The organism is Bacillus sp. P4_D3, from assembly GCF_056401855.1.
Genome location: NZ_JBFUIN010000012.1, coordinates 1 through 17,924 on the forward strand (window position 1 = coordinate 1; position 17,924 = coordinate 17,924).

The following is a 17,924-nucleotide window of genomic DNA, read 5'->3' on the forward strand; positions in this document are numbered from 1 at the left end:
GCAGTTCAAAATATTATCCGGTATTAGCCCCGGTTTCCCGGAGTTATCCCAGTCTTATGGGTAGGTTACCCACGTGTTACTCACCCGTCCGCCGCTAACTTCATAAGAGCAAGCTCTTAATCCATTCGCTCGACTTGCATGTATTAGGCACGCCGCCAGCGTTCATCCTGAGCCAGGATCAAACTCTCCAATAAAGTTAGTTTGTCTAGCATCTAAAAATAAAAATTGACGTTTACGTTGTTTGTTTCGTTCAGTTTTCAAAGAACTACTTAGTCGCTCATTTGCGACTTCCTTATGTTAACATCTTCATTTTTCGATGTCAACTAAGTTTTTCAATTTCTTTTTTGTCGTTTTCTGCGTTTCCGCATCAGCGACGGTTATTAATATATCATGTGGAAAAATGAAATGCAATAGTTTTTCTAATAAAATTTTCAACTTAGTAAAAAAGCATAAAAACAGCACCTTTCTTCTATATAAGTATAGTTTTTTAATCTGGCATCCATTCAACGAGCAATAATCTCACTTTCTTTTTAATAGAAGGTTTCTCTCCCCTCAAATAAAGAAATAAAAAAAGCTTTGGAGAAATCTCCAAAGCTTAGTCTTGTTTATGGCGCATAGCTGGGAATAATAGTACGTCACGAATAGATGGTGCGTTTGTTAATAACATAACAAGACGATCAATACCGATTCCTAATCCGCCCGTAGGAGGCATACCATACTCAAGAGCTTCGATATAGTCATCATCCATCATATGAGCTTCATCATTACCTTGCTCACGCTCTTTTAATTGAGCTTCAAAACGTTCCTTTTGATCGATTGGATCATTTAACTCAGTGAATGCATTCGCATGTTCACGAGCAACAATGAATAATTCGAAACGATCTGTGAATCGTGGATCTTCATCATTCTTTTTCGCAAGTGGTGAAATCTCTACCGGATGACCGTAAATAAATGTCGGTTGAATTAATTTATCTTCTACTTTTTGTTCGAAGAATTCATTAATAATATGACCAACTTCCATTGTATCCTTAATTTCTACATTATGTTCTTTTGCAAGTTCACGCGCTTCTTCTACACTCATTGGATTCCAGAAATCGGCTCCAGAGTGTTGCTTAATTGCATCTACCATATGAAGACGTGTCCATTCTGGTTCTAGATTAATTTCATAATCACCATATTGGATTGTTGTTGTACCCAATACTTTTTTCGCGATATGAGCAACCATATTTTCTGTTAGTTTCATAATATCATTATAATCAGCGTACGCTTCATATAATTCAATCATCGTAAACTCAGGGTTATGACGAGTTGATACACCCTCATTACGGAATACACGGCCGATTTCATAAACTTTTTCTAATCCGCCCACAATAAGACGTTTTAAATGAAGTTCAATTGCGATACGCATATACAATTCCATATCTAACGCATTATGGTGCGTAGTGAAAGGACGAGCAGATGCTCCACCTGCAATCGCGTGCATCATAGGCGTTTCTACTTCAAGATAACCGTTGTCATCTAAATATCTTCTCATTTCACGAATGATTTTACTACGGGTAACGAACGTTTCACGACTTTCCATACTTGTAATTAAGTCTAAGTAACGTTGACGGTAGCGTTGTTCAACATCTTTTAATCCATGATATTTATCCGGTAATGGACGAAGAGATTTCGTTAAAAGTGTAAATCCTGTTACTTTTACTGAAAGTTCTCCAACGTTTGTTTTGAACACTTTACCTTCAATACCTACTAAGTCACCTAAATCTGCTGTCGTAAATAACTCGTACTCTTCATCTCCAACAGTATCTTTACGAACATAAATTTGAACTTGCCCCTGTAAATCTTGAACGTGCGCAAATCCCGCTTTTCCTTTACCGCGTTTTGTCATAATACGACCAGCGATAGAAACAGTGATTTCTTTCTCTTCTAATTCTTCTTTAGAGAATTCTCCATATAGACTTACTAAGTCCGTTGTTGAATTTGTGCGTTCAAATCGTTTACCGAACGGATCGATTCCTTGCTCACGTAAATTATGTAGCTTTTCACGACGAACAAGCAATTGGTCGTTTAATTCTTCGTGGTTCATGTTATCCATGATATTGATATCACTCCAGCTCTATTAAATTTTACAATATATACAGTATAGCATTTTCTACTCAACTAGAAAAACTGCCAGCAACCAACTGGCAGTTCTTCTTTCTTTCACGTAATTATAGGAAGTGTATAGAAGAATGTCAATCTCCTATGTCCCCTTATTAACCAACATAAATTGTTTGTTGTTTCGCTTCTACTTCTTCTACAAATGCACCTAATAAATTCGCAAGGTCCTCACGTGTGTTACAAATATTGATACCATTGCGCACACTCGCATTACCACGAACACCTTTTAAATACCAAGCTGCATGCTTTCTCATCTCTCTTACAGCGACATTTTCGTTCTTTAAATCGATAAGACGATCTAGATGCAACATACATACATCAATTTTCTCACGCACTGTTGGTTCCGGCATTAATTCACCTGTCTCTAAATACTTTACCGTACGATAAATCATCCACGGGTCTCCAAGAGCAGCGCGACCAATCATAACTCCATCTACACCAACTTCATCAAGCATACGCTTTGCATCTTGCGGTGTTTCCACATCACCATTTCCGATAACCGGGATATTCACAGATTGCTTTACTTGTTTAATAATATCCCAATCCGCTTTCCCTTCATACATTTGCACTCGTGTACGTCCATGAACTGCTACAGCTTGCCCGCCAGCACGCTCAACAGCTCTAGCGTTTTCAACTGCAAAAATATGATCTTCATCCCAACCAATACGCATTTTAACTGTAACTGGTTTTTCAACTGCATCTACAACTGCCGCTACCATCTCATATATTTTATTTGGGTCTAAAAGCCACTTTGCTCCCGCATCACACTTAGTGATTTTCGGTACTGGGCAACCCATATTAATATCAATAATATCTGCTGTCGTATATTTATCTACGTATTTCGCAGCATCTACAAGAGTTTCTTTCTCTCCACCAAAAATTTGTAAACTTAATGGCTTTTCTCTCTCATCGATATATAACATATCTAATGTTCTTTTGTTATTAAGTAATATTGCCTTATCACTTACCATTTCAGCACAAACTAAACCTGCACCAAATTCTTTTACTGTCAAACGGAATGCAGAGTTACACACTCCCGCCATCGGTGCTAGTACAACTGGATTTTTCATCTCAATATTTGCAATCTTTAACACCCGACTTACTCCTTCCTTTACGGTCACTTTGGCATCAATTCGTCTATTGAAACGTTTAATGTTTTAGCGACTTCTACTACAAAATCTTGGGAAGGTGATCTATTGCCCCTCTCAACTTCACCTAAAACCGATACAGATACCCCTAATTCTTTCGCAAAACCTTCTTGCGTATAGCCTTTTAGCTTTCGAAAAGCACGAATGCGTCTTCCCCATTTTTCTGCTTCCATACCGTTACTCCCTCTCGCCTTTTCATTTCTTCTACTTGTGAACATGAAATGTTTTGTTTTATATCTTGATTAATCTCTAACAACGGAACGATAACAAAAGCTCTTTCGAACATCCTCGGATGCGGAACAATAAGATTCTCTGCTTCAATATTTTCTTGATTATATAGTAAAATGTCAAGGTCGATGGTCCTCGGGCCCCATCTAATTTCCCTTTTTCTTCCTAGGTCATTCTCTACCTTTTGCGTTACTTTCAATAATTCTTGCGGTGATAAATTGGTAGAAATTTTTATAACTAAATTTAAAAAGCAATTTTGGTCAGTATAGCCAACCGGATCAGTTTCATATACAGACGAAACATCATCGACTTGGATATGCTGGTTTTTATTTAAAAACTGAATTGCTTCAGTTAAATAAATATAACGCTCCCCAATATTCGAACCTAATGCAATGTACGCTATATTATTCATGGACGTTCTCTCGTAATTTCTACCGCTACAGCACGATAATGCCCCGGTATCGGCGGATCTGGTTTAATTACCTTAATTGTACATTGTGAAATACCCTCATATTGTTTCAATATATCTGTAGCGATATTTTCAGCGATACTTTCTACAAGCTTATACGTTCTATCTTCAACAACTTTTCTACATAGTTCGAAAAGCTCCCCGTAATTGACAGAATGCTCTAAGTCGTCACTTTCTCCTGCACGTTTTAAATCCAACTCCACCGTTAAATCCACTTTAAATCTCTGACCCAATTTATTTTCTTCCGGGAATACACCATGATAACCGTAAAACTCCATATCATGGATATAAATTTTATCCAATTACTTTGCCCCCTTACCAATCATTGCATCCATCATCTTAGCCATACGCGCCATTTCTTTCACATCATGAACACGGATAAACTCACAGCCCTTTTCAATACCAAGACAAACGGTAGCGCCCGTTCCTTCAAGACGTTCCTCCACTGGTAAATCTAATACATGGCCAATAAAGGACTTTCTTGAAGTACCTAATAGTACTGGGTAACCCAGTACATTTAACTGCTCTAAATTACGCATCGCTTCTAAATTTTGCTCAGGTGTTTTCGCAAAGCCAATACCTGGGTCTAAAATAATATTCTCATCTCGCACGCCCGCATCTTTAGCAATTTTAATACTCTCATACAAATCAGCAATCATATCAGCCATTAAGTTGCGGTAGTTCATATTATCTCGGTTATGCATTAAGATAATAGGCACATCATAATAAGCTGCAACTTCAGCAATCTTCGGTTCAGCCTTCGCTCCCCAAATATCATTAATAATATGAGCACCAGCTTCAATCGCTTGTTTCGCAACTTCAGCTTTATACGTATCAATAGAAATAGGTAGCTTTGCTTCTTTTGACACTGCCTGAATCATTGGAACAACTCGCTTTATTTCTTCTTCTACTGAAACTTTAGCGAAACCCGGTCGAGTAGATTCGCCGCCAATATCAATAATATGAGCACCTTCATTTTTCATTTCTTTCGCATGTCGCACTGCAGCATCTACTTCGTTGTAACTCCCACCATCAGAAAATGAATCTGGCGTTACATTTAAAATCCCCATAATTAATGTCTTTTCATTTAAGTTCAATGTATATTCGCCGCAGCGCAAATCATAATCCCACTTCAAACTACACATCTCCTCTTCGCAATTCATTTCTGCTCCACAATTTCTCTCTCTGTACTCCATAAAGATCCATAAGTCTTTTTGTAACCACTCCCACTTTACCCGGGAAATCTTTCTCCTCTATACGATAAAGGGGGACAATCTCTTGAATAGAGTTCGTTACGAACACTTCATTCGCTGAAAGCAATTCATCTTTTGTAAAGAAACCTTCCTTTACTTCTATATCTAGCTCTTCAGCAGCCTTTATAATAAACGCACGAGTGATTCCGTTTAAAATCCCTGTTTCTAATGAAGGAGTATATAAAATATCCCCTTTAACAAAAAAGAGATTCGAAACAATACCCTCTGCAACATAACCTGTTTCGGTAAGAAAAACACCTTCCTTATTCACAACATTTCCAATTTCGCGTTTCCCTAAAATATTATTTAAATAATGATGGGACTTCAAGCGAAATGCACCCTCTGGTGTATTTCTCACTTGCTTTAACATAACTCCTTCTTTTTCCACTACATTCCCTGGAGCTGCTAAAGGTTTTATAAAAACAATAACAGACGGTTCTTCATATACTTCCGTTTGTAATCCTATTTCATCTATACCCGCCGATACATTTAAGCGCACATATGCATGCTTTAACCCATTCTTAACGAGTAGATTCTTTAAAATAAGCATCACTTCATCTTTTGTCATTGTCCATTTGATTTGCAATATATCGAGCGCACCCATTAAGCGTTCATAATGATCATCCAATAAAAAGGGATGACCATTATAAATACGAAACGTCTCAAAAACCCCAAGCCCATATAGGTAACCGTGGTCATACGGAGAAATTTTCGCTTCACTCGCTTCTACATACGTACCATTTACGTAAATTAACACGATGTCACACTTGGGCTATATTTGCGAATGAAATTCTGTAGCAACTCTTTCCCGTGAGAAGTCATAATAGATTCCGGATGGAATTGTACCCCTTCAATCGGCAACGTTTTATGACGAAGCGCCATAATTTCACCTTCTTCAGTCCAAGATGTTATCTCTAAACAATTCGGTAACGTCTCTTTTTTTACGATAAGAGAGTGATAACGTGTCGCGGTAAATGGATTTGGAATATCAGAAAAAATCGTCTGCCCATCATGATGCATTAAAGATGTTTTTCCATGCATCAAACGCTCTGCCCTGACAACATCCCCTCCAAATACTTGTGCAATGGATTGATGTCCAAGACAGACCCCAAAAATCGGAAGCTTACCTGCAAAATATTTAATAACATCCATACTGATTCCCGCCTCATTAGGACTACATGGACCTGGCGAAATCATTAAAAAATCCGGTTTCATATTCTCAATATCCGAAATAGTCACTTCATCATTACGCTTAACAACAAGCTCTTGTCCAAGTTCTCCAAGAAACTGTACTAAATTAAATGTAAAAGAATCATAATTATCAATCATTAATATCATTTCTCTCACCTAACCGTTTCTTCGCTACTTTCTTTTGCACGCCATAAAGCGATTGCTTTTTTTAACGACTCTTTATATTCATTTTTTGGATTTGAATCAATCACAATACCCGCTCCAGCTTGCACATGCGCTTGTCCATCTTTAGCAAGTAGTGTTCGGATTACAATATTCAATTCCGTATCTCCAGAATAACCAATCCAACCAATTGAACCCGTATAAATTCCTCGGCGAACAGGTTCTAATTCTTCAATAATTTCCATCGTACGTATTTTCGGGGCACCGGTAATTGTCCCACCAGGAAATACAGCCTTCACCAAATCGAAAGCATCTTTATCTGCTTCCACCTCACCACGCACATTAGAAACAATATGCATAACGTGTGAGTATTTTTCAATTACCATAAATTCATCTACTTCAACAGTGCCATATTTACAAACACGGCCCAAGTCATTTCGTTCTAAATCCACAAGCATTACATGCTCTGCTCTTTCCTTTTCGTTTTCAATTAATTCTTTCGCTAATTCCTCATCCTCTTGCTCACTTGCTCCTCGAGAGCGCGTACCGGCAATTGGTCTTGTACTCACTTCTTTTCCTTGCTTTTTAATTAGTAATTCAGGCGAAGCACTAACAATTTGAAAATCTCCAAACTCCAAGTAACCCATATATGGAGATGGATTAATTTCACGAAGACTTGTATATATTTCTAGTGGATGTGTTTGTAATGTTCTTTCTTGTCTTGTCGACAAGTTTACTTGAAACACATCACCCGCTCCAATATATTCTTGAATACGTTCAACGGCCTTCATAAAGCCCTCTTCCGTAAAAGCGACTGCTTCATTTTTCTTTTCAGGACATTCAAACGGCATAGTCACTTTGGGTGCTTCTTTCATCCAAAGAACCTTCCATTCATTTAATCGCTCTTCTGCCTCTTCACACTCATCTACATAATGCGTAATAATCCATAATACTCTCTCCTGTTGATCATACACAAACACGTCATCAAATAACAAAAAGAATATGTCAGGTATATTAATATCATCCTTCGCAAGAGAAGAAAGTTTTTCAATATAACGGATACAATCATAACTAAAGTATCCAATTGCCCCACCTTGAAAAGGTGGGTACTCCGGATTATAATCCGTTTTCCATTTCTCCATATACGCTTGCATTAAATCTAATGGATTCCCTCGTTCTATTGTTTCCTTACCACTTTCACTTATATGTAACGTCTCATTCTTACCCTGAATTACCGCTACTGGATCCAGCCCAACAATGTTATAACGACCACCACGTCCACTTTCTAACAAAATATGTTGCGACTTATCCTGAGAAAGAAATTTATATTGCTTAAAGAAATCTAACTGATATGGAATAGAAAGCGCTAAAGATTTTCTTCGTTGCATATCAACACCCCGTCTTCTGTTATCCACCCTCTTAAGCCAATCAACTCAAACTACATAAAATTATTTATATAGAGAATGATTATACTTGAGGGCTAGTGAAAATAAATTAATTATACTACTTCTTATTTTACATGAAGTTTTCTAGTCATTCACTCTTTTCCTTTTTCCAATCAAAAAAGAAAAAGCATCCTTTTTTAAGGATGCTTTTCAAATCGCATTCAATTATGACTCAAATTGATAAAGTGGTGTACTTAAATAACGTTCACCGTTACTTGGGATAATAACAAGTACCTTTTTCCCTTTACCTAATTTCTTCGCAACTTCTGTCGCTGCATAAACGACTGCTCCCGAAGAGATACCAACTAAAATACCTTCTTCTCTAGCCACTCTTCTCGCATATTCGAACGCTTGCTCCGTTTTCACTTGAATAATTTCATCATATACCTCTACATCCAATGTCTCCGGAACAAACCCCGCTCCAATTCCTTGGATCTTATGTGGTCCTGGCTTTCCACCAGATAATACTGGTGAATCCGCAGGTTCTACCGCGTAAATTTTGATATCTTTATAAGCTTCTTTCAGCACTTCACCGGCACCTGTAATTGTTCCACCTGTACCAATACCTGCGATAAACGCATCTAATTGATCCCCCATCTGTTCAACAATTTCTGGACCTGTTGTTATACGATGGATTTCTGGATTCGCTTGATTTTGGAACTGTTGTGGTATAAAGTACCCATGTTCTTCTGCTAATTCAGTTGCCTTTCGAATTGCTCCGCCCATTCCTTCAGGTCCTGGAGTCAATACTAATTCAGCACCGTAAGCGCGTAATAAATTACGACGCTCAATACTCATTGTTTCTGGCATTACTAAAATTGCCTTATATCCTTTAGCAGCTGCTACCATCGCTAAGCCAATACCTGTGTTACCACTTGTCGGCTCAATGATTGTATCGCCCTCTTTTAATAATCCTTTATTTTCAGCATCTTCAATCATAGCTAACGCGATACGATCTTTAACACTGCTCCCCGGATTCATAAATTCTAATTTTAAGTATACATCTGCGCTGTCTGATTCTACGATGCGGTTCAACTTAACGATCGGCGTTTTCCCGATTAATTCTGAAACTGATTGTGCCACTCGCATTCCTGTCACTCCTAACACCGAGTATTTTTATTGGTTTTATCTATATTTAGATTTTGTCAGAAAATTCCCTGTTTGTCAATCTATTTGGGCGGCTGATTCTCCAYCTAAACTTCTTTATTACAGGCTCTCAATTAGACTTGTAATATCTTCTTTAGCGAATTTATGTCGTTCATTACAGAAGTGACAGTGAACTTCCGTCTCTTCTTCTTCTGCACGAATTTGTTCTAACTCCGCTTTACCTAAACTAATTAGCACACTTTCAATACGCTCACGTGAACATGTACAATTAAATTGAACATCCATTGTTTCTAGCACTTTCACTTTATCTTCTCCAAGCACTTCATACAGTAATTCTTCTGGAGAAAGACCTTTTTCGATTAATTGTGATACCGGCGGGATTTGTTGCAGACGCTCTTCAATAAATGAAATTGTTTCTTCCTGCGCACCTGGCATAATTTGAAGAATAAATCCACCCGCCGCTAATACGCTATCATCTCCATTTACAAGAACACCAACACCTACAGAAGAAGGTGTCTGCTCAGAAACCGCGAAATAATATGTGAAATCTTCCCCTAGTTCTCCTGAAACAATTGGAGATTGACCGATAAATGGTTCACGCATACCGATATCTTTAATTACCGTTACAAATCCTTCTGTACCTACCGCTTGATATACACGTAATTTTCCTTGTTCCGTTCCTTCAAAATCAACATGCGGATTCGTTACATAACCACGTACATCCCCATTTGCATGAGCATCGACTAAGATAGGACCAATCGGGCCGTTACCCTCTACTTTAATCGTTAACTTCTGCTCGCCTTTTAACATAGCGCCCATCATTGTACCCGCAGTTAAAGAACGACCAAGTGCCGCTGAAGCTGTTCTCCATGTATCATGACGTTTTTGCGCCTCACTTACTGTATTTGTTGTACGTACACTATAAGCACGAACCTCTCCATTAAACGCTAACGCTTTTACTAAATAATCTTTCATACTTATTTATTCACCCTTCTCATGTTGTAAATTTGCATTACGTTCATATAACATATACAAACCTTTTAACGTTAAAAACGGATCTACAATATCAATTACATTTGATTCTTCTGAAATTAATTTTGCTAATCCACCTGTTGCAATAACTTTCGGTTCTTGCTTAGCTTCTTCCTTCATGCGCTTAACAATACCTTCCACTTGTCCAACGTATCCATAAAGAATACCTGATTGCATTGCACTTACTGTATTCTTCCCGATAACACTACCTGGTTTTGTAATTTCAATACGAGGAAGCTTTGCTGCCCTGCTATATAAAGCCTCTGCCGAAATCATAATTCCTGGCGTAATGACGCCACCCATATAATGCTTCTCTTCGTTAATATAACAATATGTAGTAGCCGTACCAAAATCAACAATAATAAGCGGACTTCCATACAAGTGGATTCCTGCTACTGCATTTACAATTCGGTCCGCGCCTACTTCACGTGGATTTTCATATTTAATATTCAAGCCAGTTTTTATCCCAGGCCCCACTACAAGCGGTTTAATTTTAAAATACTTTTCACACATACGCTCTAAAGCGAACATAATTGGCGGTACGACTGAAGACACAATAATACCTTTCACATCTTCAAAAGAAAGACCTTCATGCTCAAGTAACTGCTTTACAAGCATCCCATACTCATCTTCTGTTTTATGACGGTCTGTTTCCATGCGCCAATGCTGAAGAAGTTTCCCCTCTTCAAACACACCTAGTACCGCATTTGTGTTCCCTACATCCAATACAAAAATCATATTCTCACCACTTATCTTATTTAATCTACATTTGCGCAGTATGTATAAAACTTATAAAAACATCATATCACACATACTTATATAATCAGTTTTTCTATACTCATCATTGTACAAAAAGATTACTCTCTATTTCAATTTTTAATAATAGTTTCATTTAATTTTTTTGCTACTTACATTCATTCCACAAAAAAAAGGAGTGACTATTGTCACTCCTTCGTTTCTTACTTATCTTCTGTATCTTCATCGTCTTTCTTCATATTGATGTTTACTTTCACATCATCTGAAGGTGTTGGACGCTCAGGTAATCTGCCATAATCATATAAATGATTAATTTGCTCTGCATCTAATGTTTCTACTTCAAGTAACGTTTTCGCGATAATATCAAGCTTATCTCGTTTTTCAGTAAGAATTTGTTTCGCACGAGCATAACAGTCTTTAATAATTATTTGCATTTCCACATCAATTTCATGCGCGATTGCATCACTGTAGTTTTGTTCTGAATGGAAGTCTCTTCCTAAGAATACCTGACCACCTTGTGAGCTACCAAATTGCATCGGTCCAAGCTTATCACTCATCCCGAATTCTGTAACCATACGTCTTGCAATACCAGTCGCACGTTGGAAGTCGTTGTGAGCACCTGTACTTGCTTCACCAAATACAATCTCCTCAGCTACTCGACCACCAAGTAAACCAGTGATTTTATCAAGTAACTCTGGTTTTGTCATGAAGTAACGATCTTCCTTCGGAAGCATTACCGCATACCCACCAGCTTGACCACGAGGGACAATTGTTACTTTATGAACGATATCTGCTTCATCAAGGACAACACCAATTACAGTATGACCAGCCTCATGGAATGCAACAATATTACGTTCTTTTTCAGAGATAACACGACTTTTCTTAGCTGGACCTGCAATAACACGATCCGTCGCTTCATCGATGTCACTCATATCAATTTTCTTCTTATCTTGACGCGCAGCTACTAAAGCAGCTTCGTTTAATAAGTTTTCAAGATCGGCACCAGAGAATCCTGGTGTACGAGTTGCAATTGCTCTTAAGTTGACATTCTCATCAAGCGGTTTATTACGAGCGTGTACTTTAAGTACAGCTTCACGACCATTTACATCTGGACGATCTACTGTAATTTGACGGTCAAAACGACCTGGACGTAATAACGCTGGATCAAGAATATCAGGACGGTTTGTCGCAGCGATGATAATAATACCTTCGTTTGCACCGAATCCATCCATTTCAACAAGCAATTGGTTCAACGTTTGTTCACGCTCATCATGACCACCGCCAAGACCCGCGCCACGTTGACGTCCTACTGCATCAATTTCATCAATGAAAATGATACAAGGAGCATTTTTCTTTGCATTTTCAAATAAATCACGTACACGGGATGCACCGACACCGACGAACATCTCTACGAAGTCAGAACCACTAATAGAGAAGAACGGAACGCCTGCTTCACCTGCAACAGCACGTGCTAGTAAAGTTTTACCTGTACCTGGAGGTCCCACTAATAGAACACCCTTCGGAATACGGGCACCAACTTCAGCGAACTTACGAGGGTCTTTCAAGAATTCAACTACCTCAACAAGTTCTTGTTTCTCTTCATCCGCTCCAGCAACATCTCTGAAACGAATTTTTTTCTTTTCATCATTGTATAGCTTCGCCTTACTTTTCCCGAAGTTCATAACACGGCTACCGCCGCCCTGAGCTTGATTTAATAAGAAGAAGAATAAAATGAAGATAATGACAAACGGAATGATAGAAGTGAAGAACGTTACCCAAGCACTTGTTTCTTCTGCTGGTTGATACTTAACTTCAGCCCCTTGCGCTTTATCATTAATTTTCTTTTGTAATTCCTCAGTATTTGGTGCATAAGTAACAAATTGTTCTCCTTGGCTAGAAGTTTTGAATTGTCCCTTTACCTCAAACACACCATTTTTCGGTTGAAGCTGCACATTACGCACTTCACCTTTTTCAAGTTGAGTAATGAATTTATCGTAGCTAACTGATGTCGTTTTTTGCGTCGAACCATTAAAATAGCTCACGATTCCAATTACTACTAAGAATATCAGTAAATAAAAGATGGTATTACGGAAGATACGATTCATTCCTAACCTCCTCTCACGGCATAAACACTATAGTAAATCGTAACATAGAAAAAATTTCCTATACAATTGTAACGCCTATATTTAATTAATTTGAGTAAACACTTGGTTTTAATACTCCTACATAAGGAAGATTACGGTACTGCTCTTTATAATCTAATCCATATCCTACAACAAATTCATGAGGAACAGTAAATCCAACATAATCTGCTTTCAGATCAACCTTACGGCCTGTTGGCTTATCTAATAACGTAACAATTTTTACAGATTTCGCTTTACGATATTTAAACAGGTCCACTAAATAGCTTAGTGTAAGACCGCTATCAATAATATCTTCAACGATTAAAATATCGCGACCTTCTACCGAAGTATCAAGATCTTTTAAGATTTTTACTTCGCCTGTCGAAACTGTAGAGTGACCGTAGCTAGATACAGCCATAAAGTCCATTTCAAGATATGTATCTGTTCTCTTTAATAAATCTGCCATAAATGGCATTGCGCCCTTTAGTACACCAATCGCAAGAGGTATTGTATTTCTGTAATCCTCTGCAATAACTGCACCTAGTTCGTGCACCTTTTCTTGTATTTGTTCTTCAGAAATTAATACTTTTTCGATATCTTGATTCATCATTTCATTATCCTCCCGGAAGACTCCTTGCTTTTGTAGTGAATAATCATGTATTTACCCTTCTTTGCTAGCTCTTTCGAAGTAGCAAATGCAGATCGTTTCAACAAGGGTACCCAAATAATATTTCCACTTGCGTCACAAACGATCGGCCATTCTTCTCTTTTTTCTTTTGGTACTTTCGCTTCGATAAAAACAGCTTTTATCTTTTTTGTACCATCCATACCTTGCATTGACATGCGATCTCCATTTTCCCTAGACCGAATACGAAGTGGATACGATATATCATTATACTTAGCAACAAATACTGTTTCATTCATGTTACTCGGTATATCTTCGCTCACCTCTGTTACAAGTTTATCCCCATTCGGCAATATAATTGCCCCAGGTACTGATAAATCTTGCGAAAAAGGAGAAACAATTTCTTGTTTAAATCCAAAACCACATTCTTCGTATGTGCGAACAATTTTCAAACCACCTGGAAAATCTAGTGAACCTGAAGGTTGTGCCCGCTTAAAAAATTCAATCACCTTGTCAATATGTATAGAAGAAAGCGAAGATGGAATCTTATATTCATAAAGATAGTTTAATATTAGTTGAATCCCTCTTCTTTGTAAAGGCATAGACATGGATTCAAAGGCAGGAATTGATAAGCTAATTTGTTTATCGCTTTTTTTTGTAATTACTTTATTCATTTTCTCAAAAGCTAATTCCTGCAAATAAGCCTCATCCTCTTGCATCTGCACGCTAAATTTTTGAAATTTCTCATGCATTTGTGGATTTTCTTCTTTCAAATAAGGAAGGACATATTTACGTAATCGATTCCTTGTATATACTTCTTTTTTATTACTCGGATCTATACGCGGAATAACTTTTAATTTATTACAGTAATCAACAATTTCTTCCTTAGTTACCCCAAGTAACGGCCTAATTAAATATCCATTATGAAAAGATCGCTTCACTGCAATTCCTGCGTATCCTTTCGGAGTACTCCCTCGTACAAGGCGCATTAAAATCGTCTCTACTTGATCATCTCCATGGTGACCAAGAGCTACATATCTCGCATCATATTTCTTCATTATTCTTTCCAAAAATGCATATCTGCATTCTCTAGCTGCAACTTGTGCATTCATTCCATATTGCTGTTGATATTGCGACACATTAATCCTTAGCGTTTCACAAATAACTCCTAGCTCTTTGCAAAGACCCTGTACAAACTGTAAATCCTCATAAGATTCATTACCTCTAAACATATGGTCCACATGTGCTACTACAATTTCGAGCTTTTTTTCTGCCCTTTTTTCTAACAAATAATATAAAAGAGCCAAAGAGTCAGGACCACCAGAAACCCCTACAACAATTGTTGAATGTTTCTTTAATACATCATGCTGCTTTACAAAGTCATCTACTTTTTCAACAAATGCATCTTTCAACTTCGCAATCACCTTTCATTAAACAAGAACAACAACATTAGTTACCTTGTATATAATGGTACAACTTTTACAAACATTGTGCAAAAAAAAGATGTACAAAATCCACATTTTTATCTTACATCCCTCCTGTATATTTAACAAAATAATCGCATTACCTTTTTAATCAAAAAAACCTAGGCATCTACCTAGGTTTTTTGATTATTTTATTGCGCCTGCATTCCTACTATTGGAATCGTAGCCCACTTCGGCATATTTTTCTTTACTTTCGCCACCACAATAGTCATATCATCATTTATATAACCATCACAAGAGCGAATTACTTCTTCCATAATGATATCAGCAATTTCCTGTGGATCCTCTGTTTGTAGTTCTTTAATTTTACGTTTTATCCATAATTCGTGATTCTCCACATGTTGCGCTCCCTCAAAAATGCCGTCACTCATCATGATAAGAAGATCACCCGTTTTTAATTGCTCACCAACCACATCAACTTCAACATCTTCAATGATTCCCATCGGCAAATTACTTGCCTCAATTTTCAAAATATTATTTCCGCGTTTAACAAAACTCGGCGTCGATCCAATCTTTAAAAACTTCGCACTCGCATCCCGTAAATCTACCATAGCCAAGTCAAGCGTTGTATACATCTCCTCTGTCGTCCTTAAAGAAAGAATCGAATTGATGGACTTAATCGCTATTTCTTCATCAATACCTGATTGAAGTATCTTTTGTAATAATTTTACCGTTTCCCTACTCTCCATATGAGCCCTTTGTCCATTTCCCATACCATCACTAATCGCAAGTGCATATTTACCAACGCTCAAATCCATCATCGCGTAGGAATCACCTGAAACAAACCCACCACCTTTTGCAGCTGTGGCCAATCCTGTATCAAGAGAATACGTCTTCGCTGAACCAAATGATATTAAACTGTGCCCATTTGGATATGAGGATTTCTCTTCATGCTTAACGACGATATTCTCTTTTAAAATATCTGAAAGCATTGGAGCAACCAACTTCTCACATTCCCCATGTTCATTAGATGCAGCCGGAATCAACATTTCAATATCAATACTTCCTCTATCTAAACAATAAATATCAACATGCTCCACTTCGACACCAAAATCACGAAACGCTTGTAAAATTTGCTCCTCCTGTGCTTGATGGTTCTCTCTTTCTCGTTGTATCTCCTTAGCGAAATCCTCCATCACTTTTGATACACCTAGTAATTGCTCCGCTACAATTCTACGATTTTCCTTCATTTGTTTTCTTAATTTCTGCCCCTCATAGAAGTGATCTAATTCACCCGCTACTAAATCCGTTACTTTCTTCCCTCTCACACAATGCTTGTCCCATTCACGAACTAACTTCCGATTATGCTGCAGCGTTCCTTCTTCTGTTTCACTCATTATTTGTTTCATATAATCGTATGTTTTATCAAAATTAACTACCCAACATTGATCCTTCTTAAAGCATGTTTGACATGTTTTTGCAGTAATTGTACTTAAAAATAAATCAGCTTCTGTTTCTTTATCTTCCTCCTCCACATACCCATATACAGAAAAGCTATTGGACAAAGCAGCAAATACATTAGCAAATTGATTGATTTTGTTCGCTGTAACATCGCGCACTCTTCTTAAATATTGTTGTTGATCTTGTGAATGCTCCTGTGTACCTGGCATAAATTTAGCAATACGATCCATAACAAGCTTCGGTGTTAATAAGAAGAAAACAATTGCTACACCAGATTCAATTAAAGTTGTTACAATACTTGTTTGCTTGTCTACATATAATGTAATTAAGCTTGTACCAATTAATAAACCTAAACTAACTCCTATACGCTTCCCTTCTTTTAACAATCCCCCAAGCAATCCTGAAAAGGCAAGGAGACTAAGTTGAGACAAGCTAGCCACATTCGCTAAACTTAATATTAACCCAGTGACAACTCCTACTGTGGACCCTGTAGCTGCCCCTGCAATAAAGGCAAATACTAATACTAAATATCTAGTAAAAATATGTTGAATAGAAGCATCATAAACAAACCAATCCGTTGTGCCCGTTAAAACAGATGCTAGTAATATAATTAAACAAACAATTTCTTCTGTTTCTAACGCTTGTTGCTTCCCTTTCCTTTCCACTAAAAGCGGAACACTTTGTAAAAATATCATCGTTAATACGAAGCTAAGCCCCGCTTCGATCGTGCTGACGAGCAGATCATACATGGTGACGGTTTGCTGTGCAAAATATACAACAACTAAATGTGCGGTTAATGCGGAGATAAATACTTGGAATGGTACAAGTCCAACAGTTTTACGTGTAAACCGACTAAAGAAGATATTATAAATAAAGAAGGTAAAGATAGATGCAAAAGTAAAAAATAAATTGTCTATTGAAACTGAAAGTGCCCCCCCCATTAGGGCTAAAAACGCGAGCGGCATTTTATCTCGCTTCATAACATAAACAGCAGCAAAAAACGGCAATGCAAACGGTAAAATGTTTGTTAATATATATGCTCGTCCCAAAAGAAAACCAATAACAGCAATAATGAATCCCCATCTAAAGAAAACTTGTTCAAACTTCATTCGCAACTTACTCGTCCACTTTATTGTTCCAAGCTGACTTTCATTCATCGCCAATGCACTTGTGTTCATAGTATTCCTTCCTGCTTTAGGCATATTTTTAACACCACCTGCATAGTTTAATTACTGTTATTATAAAAGATGATTATTGGGATTTTTGTCAAAACAACAGTTTTGACTTTTATAATCGTTCGACTTTTTATTCGAAATAAATCTACATATATACATAGTATT

Annotated in this window: 16 protein-coding genes and 1 rRNA gene; all 17 read right to left on the reverse strand. The window is 37.4% G+C overall.

Translation table 11 applies throughout. From position 1 onward, the window contains the following. A 16S ribosomal RNA gene (locus AC1DTM_RS04150) occupies nt 1–194 on the reverse strand; the annotation flags it as partial. 401 nt (nt 195–595) lie between these two features. Next, nucleotides 596–2,095: a lysine--tRNA ligase gene (gene lysS / locus AC1DTM_RS04155; RefSeq protein WP_016106827.1), complete on the reverse strand. Its 1,500-nt coding sequence runs from the start codon at nt 2,093–2,095 to the stop codon at nt 596–598. 160 nt (nt 2,096–2,255) lie between these two features. Beyond that, complete coding sequence (gene dusB / locus AC1DTM_RS04160; RefSeq protein ID WP_002159621.1) at nt 2,256–3,254, reverse strand: tRNA dihydrouridine synthase DusB; 999 nt, start codon at nt 3,252–3,254, stop codon at nt 2,256–2,258. 23 nt (nt 3,255–3,277) lie between these two features. After that, complete coding sequence (locus AC1DTM_RS04165; RefSeq protein WP_002009706.1) at nt 3,278–3,481, reverse strand: helix-turn-helix domain-containing protein; 204 nt, start codon at nt 3,479–3,481, stop codon at nt 3,278–3,280. After that, complete coding sequence (folK, locus tag AC1DTM_RS04170; protein ID WP_016106826.1) at nt 3,433–3,948, reverse strand: 2-amino-4-hydroxy-6-hydroxymethyldihydropteridine diphosphokinase; 516 nt, start codon at nt 3,946–3,948, stop codon at nt 3,433–3,435. The genes AC1DTM_RS04165 and folK overlap by 49 nt, the downstream gene beginning before the upstream one ends. After that, nucleotides 3,945–4,307, reverse strand: coding sequence for a dihydroneopterin aldolase (gene folB, locus AC1DTM_RS04175; protein WP_002159624.1), 363 nt, complete (start codon nt 4,305–4,307; stop codon nt 3,945–3,947). The genes folK and folB overlap by 4 nt, the downstream gene beginning before the upstream one ends. Beyond that, nucleotides 4,308–5,168, reverse strand: coding sequence for a dihydropteroate synthase (gene folP, locus AC1DTM_RS04180; RefSeq protein WP_002107320.1), 861 nt, complete (start codon nt 5,166–5,168; stop codon nt 4,308–4,310). Further along, a complete protein-coding gene (pabC, locus tag AC1DTM_RS04185) occupies nt 5,143–6,015 on the reverse strand; it encodes an aminodeoxychorismate lyase (RefSeq protein ID WP_016106825.1) in 873 nt (290 codons plus the stop codon). The genes folP and pabC overlap by 26 nt, the downstream gene beginning before the upstream one ends. Beyond that, a complete protein-coding gene (pabA, locus tag AC1DTM_RS04190) occupies nt 6,009–6,596 on the reverse strand; it encodes an aminodeoxychorismate/anthranilate synthase component II (RefSeq protein WP_002113273.1) in 588 nt (195 codons plus the stop codon). The genes pabC and pabA overlap by 7 nt, the downstream gene beginning before the upstream one ends. A gap of 5 nt (nt 6,597–6,601) precedes the next feature. Continuing rightward, the gene (gene trpE / locus AC1DTM_RS04195) at nt 6,602–7,999 is read right to left on the reverse strand and encodes an anthranilate synthase component I (protein WP_016106824.1); all 1,398 of its coding nucleotides are present in this window, start codon (nt 7,997–7,999) and stop codon (nt 6,602–6,604) included. Between the two features lie 222 nt (nt 8,000–8,221). Continuing rightward, nucleotides 8,222–9,145: a cysteine synthase A gene (gene cysK / locus AC1DTM_RS04200; RefSeq protein ID WP_002107314.1), complete on the reverse strand. Its 924-nt coding sequence runs from the start codon at nt 9,143–9,145 to the stop codon at nt 8,222–8,224. 117 nt (nt 9,146–9,262) lie between these two features. Next, entirely contained in the window at nt 9,263–10,138 is an 876-nt protein-coding gene (gene hslO / locus AC1DTM_RS04205; RefSeq protein ID WP_016106823.1) for a redox-regulated molecular chaperone HslO, read from the reverse strand. Nucleotides 10,139–10,144: 6 nt separating this feature from the next. Continuing rightward, nucleotides 10,145–10,933 (reverse strand): type III pantothenate kinase, encoded by a 789-nt coding sequence (locus AC1DTM_RS04210; RefSeq protein WP_016106822.1) that lies wholly within the window; start codon nt 10,931–10,933, stop codon nt 10,145–10,147. Nucleotides 10,934–11,154: 221 nt separating this feature from the next. Further along, complete coding sequence (gene ftsH, locus AC1DTM_RS04215; RefSeq protein ID WP_016106821.1) at nt 11,155–13,056, reverse strand: ATP-dependent zinc metalloprotease FtsH; 1,902 nt, start codon at nt 13,054–13,056, stop codon at nt 11,155–11,157. Between the two features lie 85 nt (nt 13,057–13,141). Beyond that, nucleotides 13,142–13,684, reverse strand: coding sequence for a hypoxanthine phosphoribosyltransferase (hpt, locus tag AC1DTM_RS04220; protein ID WP_016106820.1), 543 nt, complete (start codon nt 13,682–13,684; stop codon nt 13,142–13,144). After that, the gene (gene tilS, locus AC1DTM_RS04225) at nt 13,681–15,111 is read right to left on the reverse strand and encodes a tRNA lysidine(34) synthetase TilS (protein WP_016106819.1); all 1,431 of its coding nucleotides are present in this window, start codon (nt 15,109–15,111) and stop codon (nt 13,681–13,683) included. Before tilS ends, hpt begins: the two co-directional genes overlap by 4 nt. A gap of 203 nt (nt 15,112–15,314) precedes the next feature. Further along, complete coding sequence (gene spoIIE / locus AC1DTM_RS04230; protein WP_002159630.1) at nt 15,315–17,786, reverse strand: stage II sporulation protein E; 2,472 nt, start codon at nt 17,784–17,786, stop codon at nt 15,315–15,317. Nucleotides 17,787–17,924 lie beyond the last annotated feature (138 nt).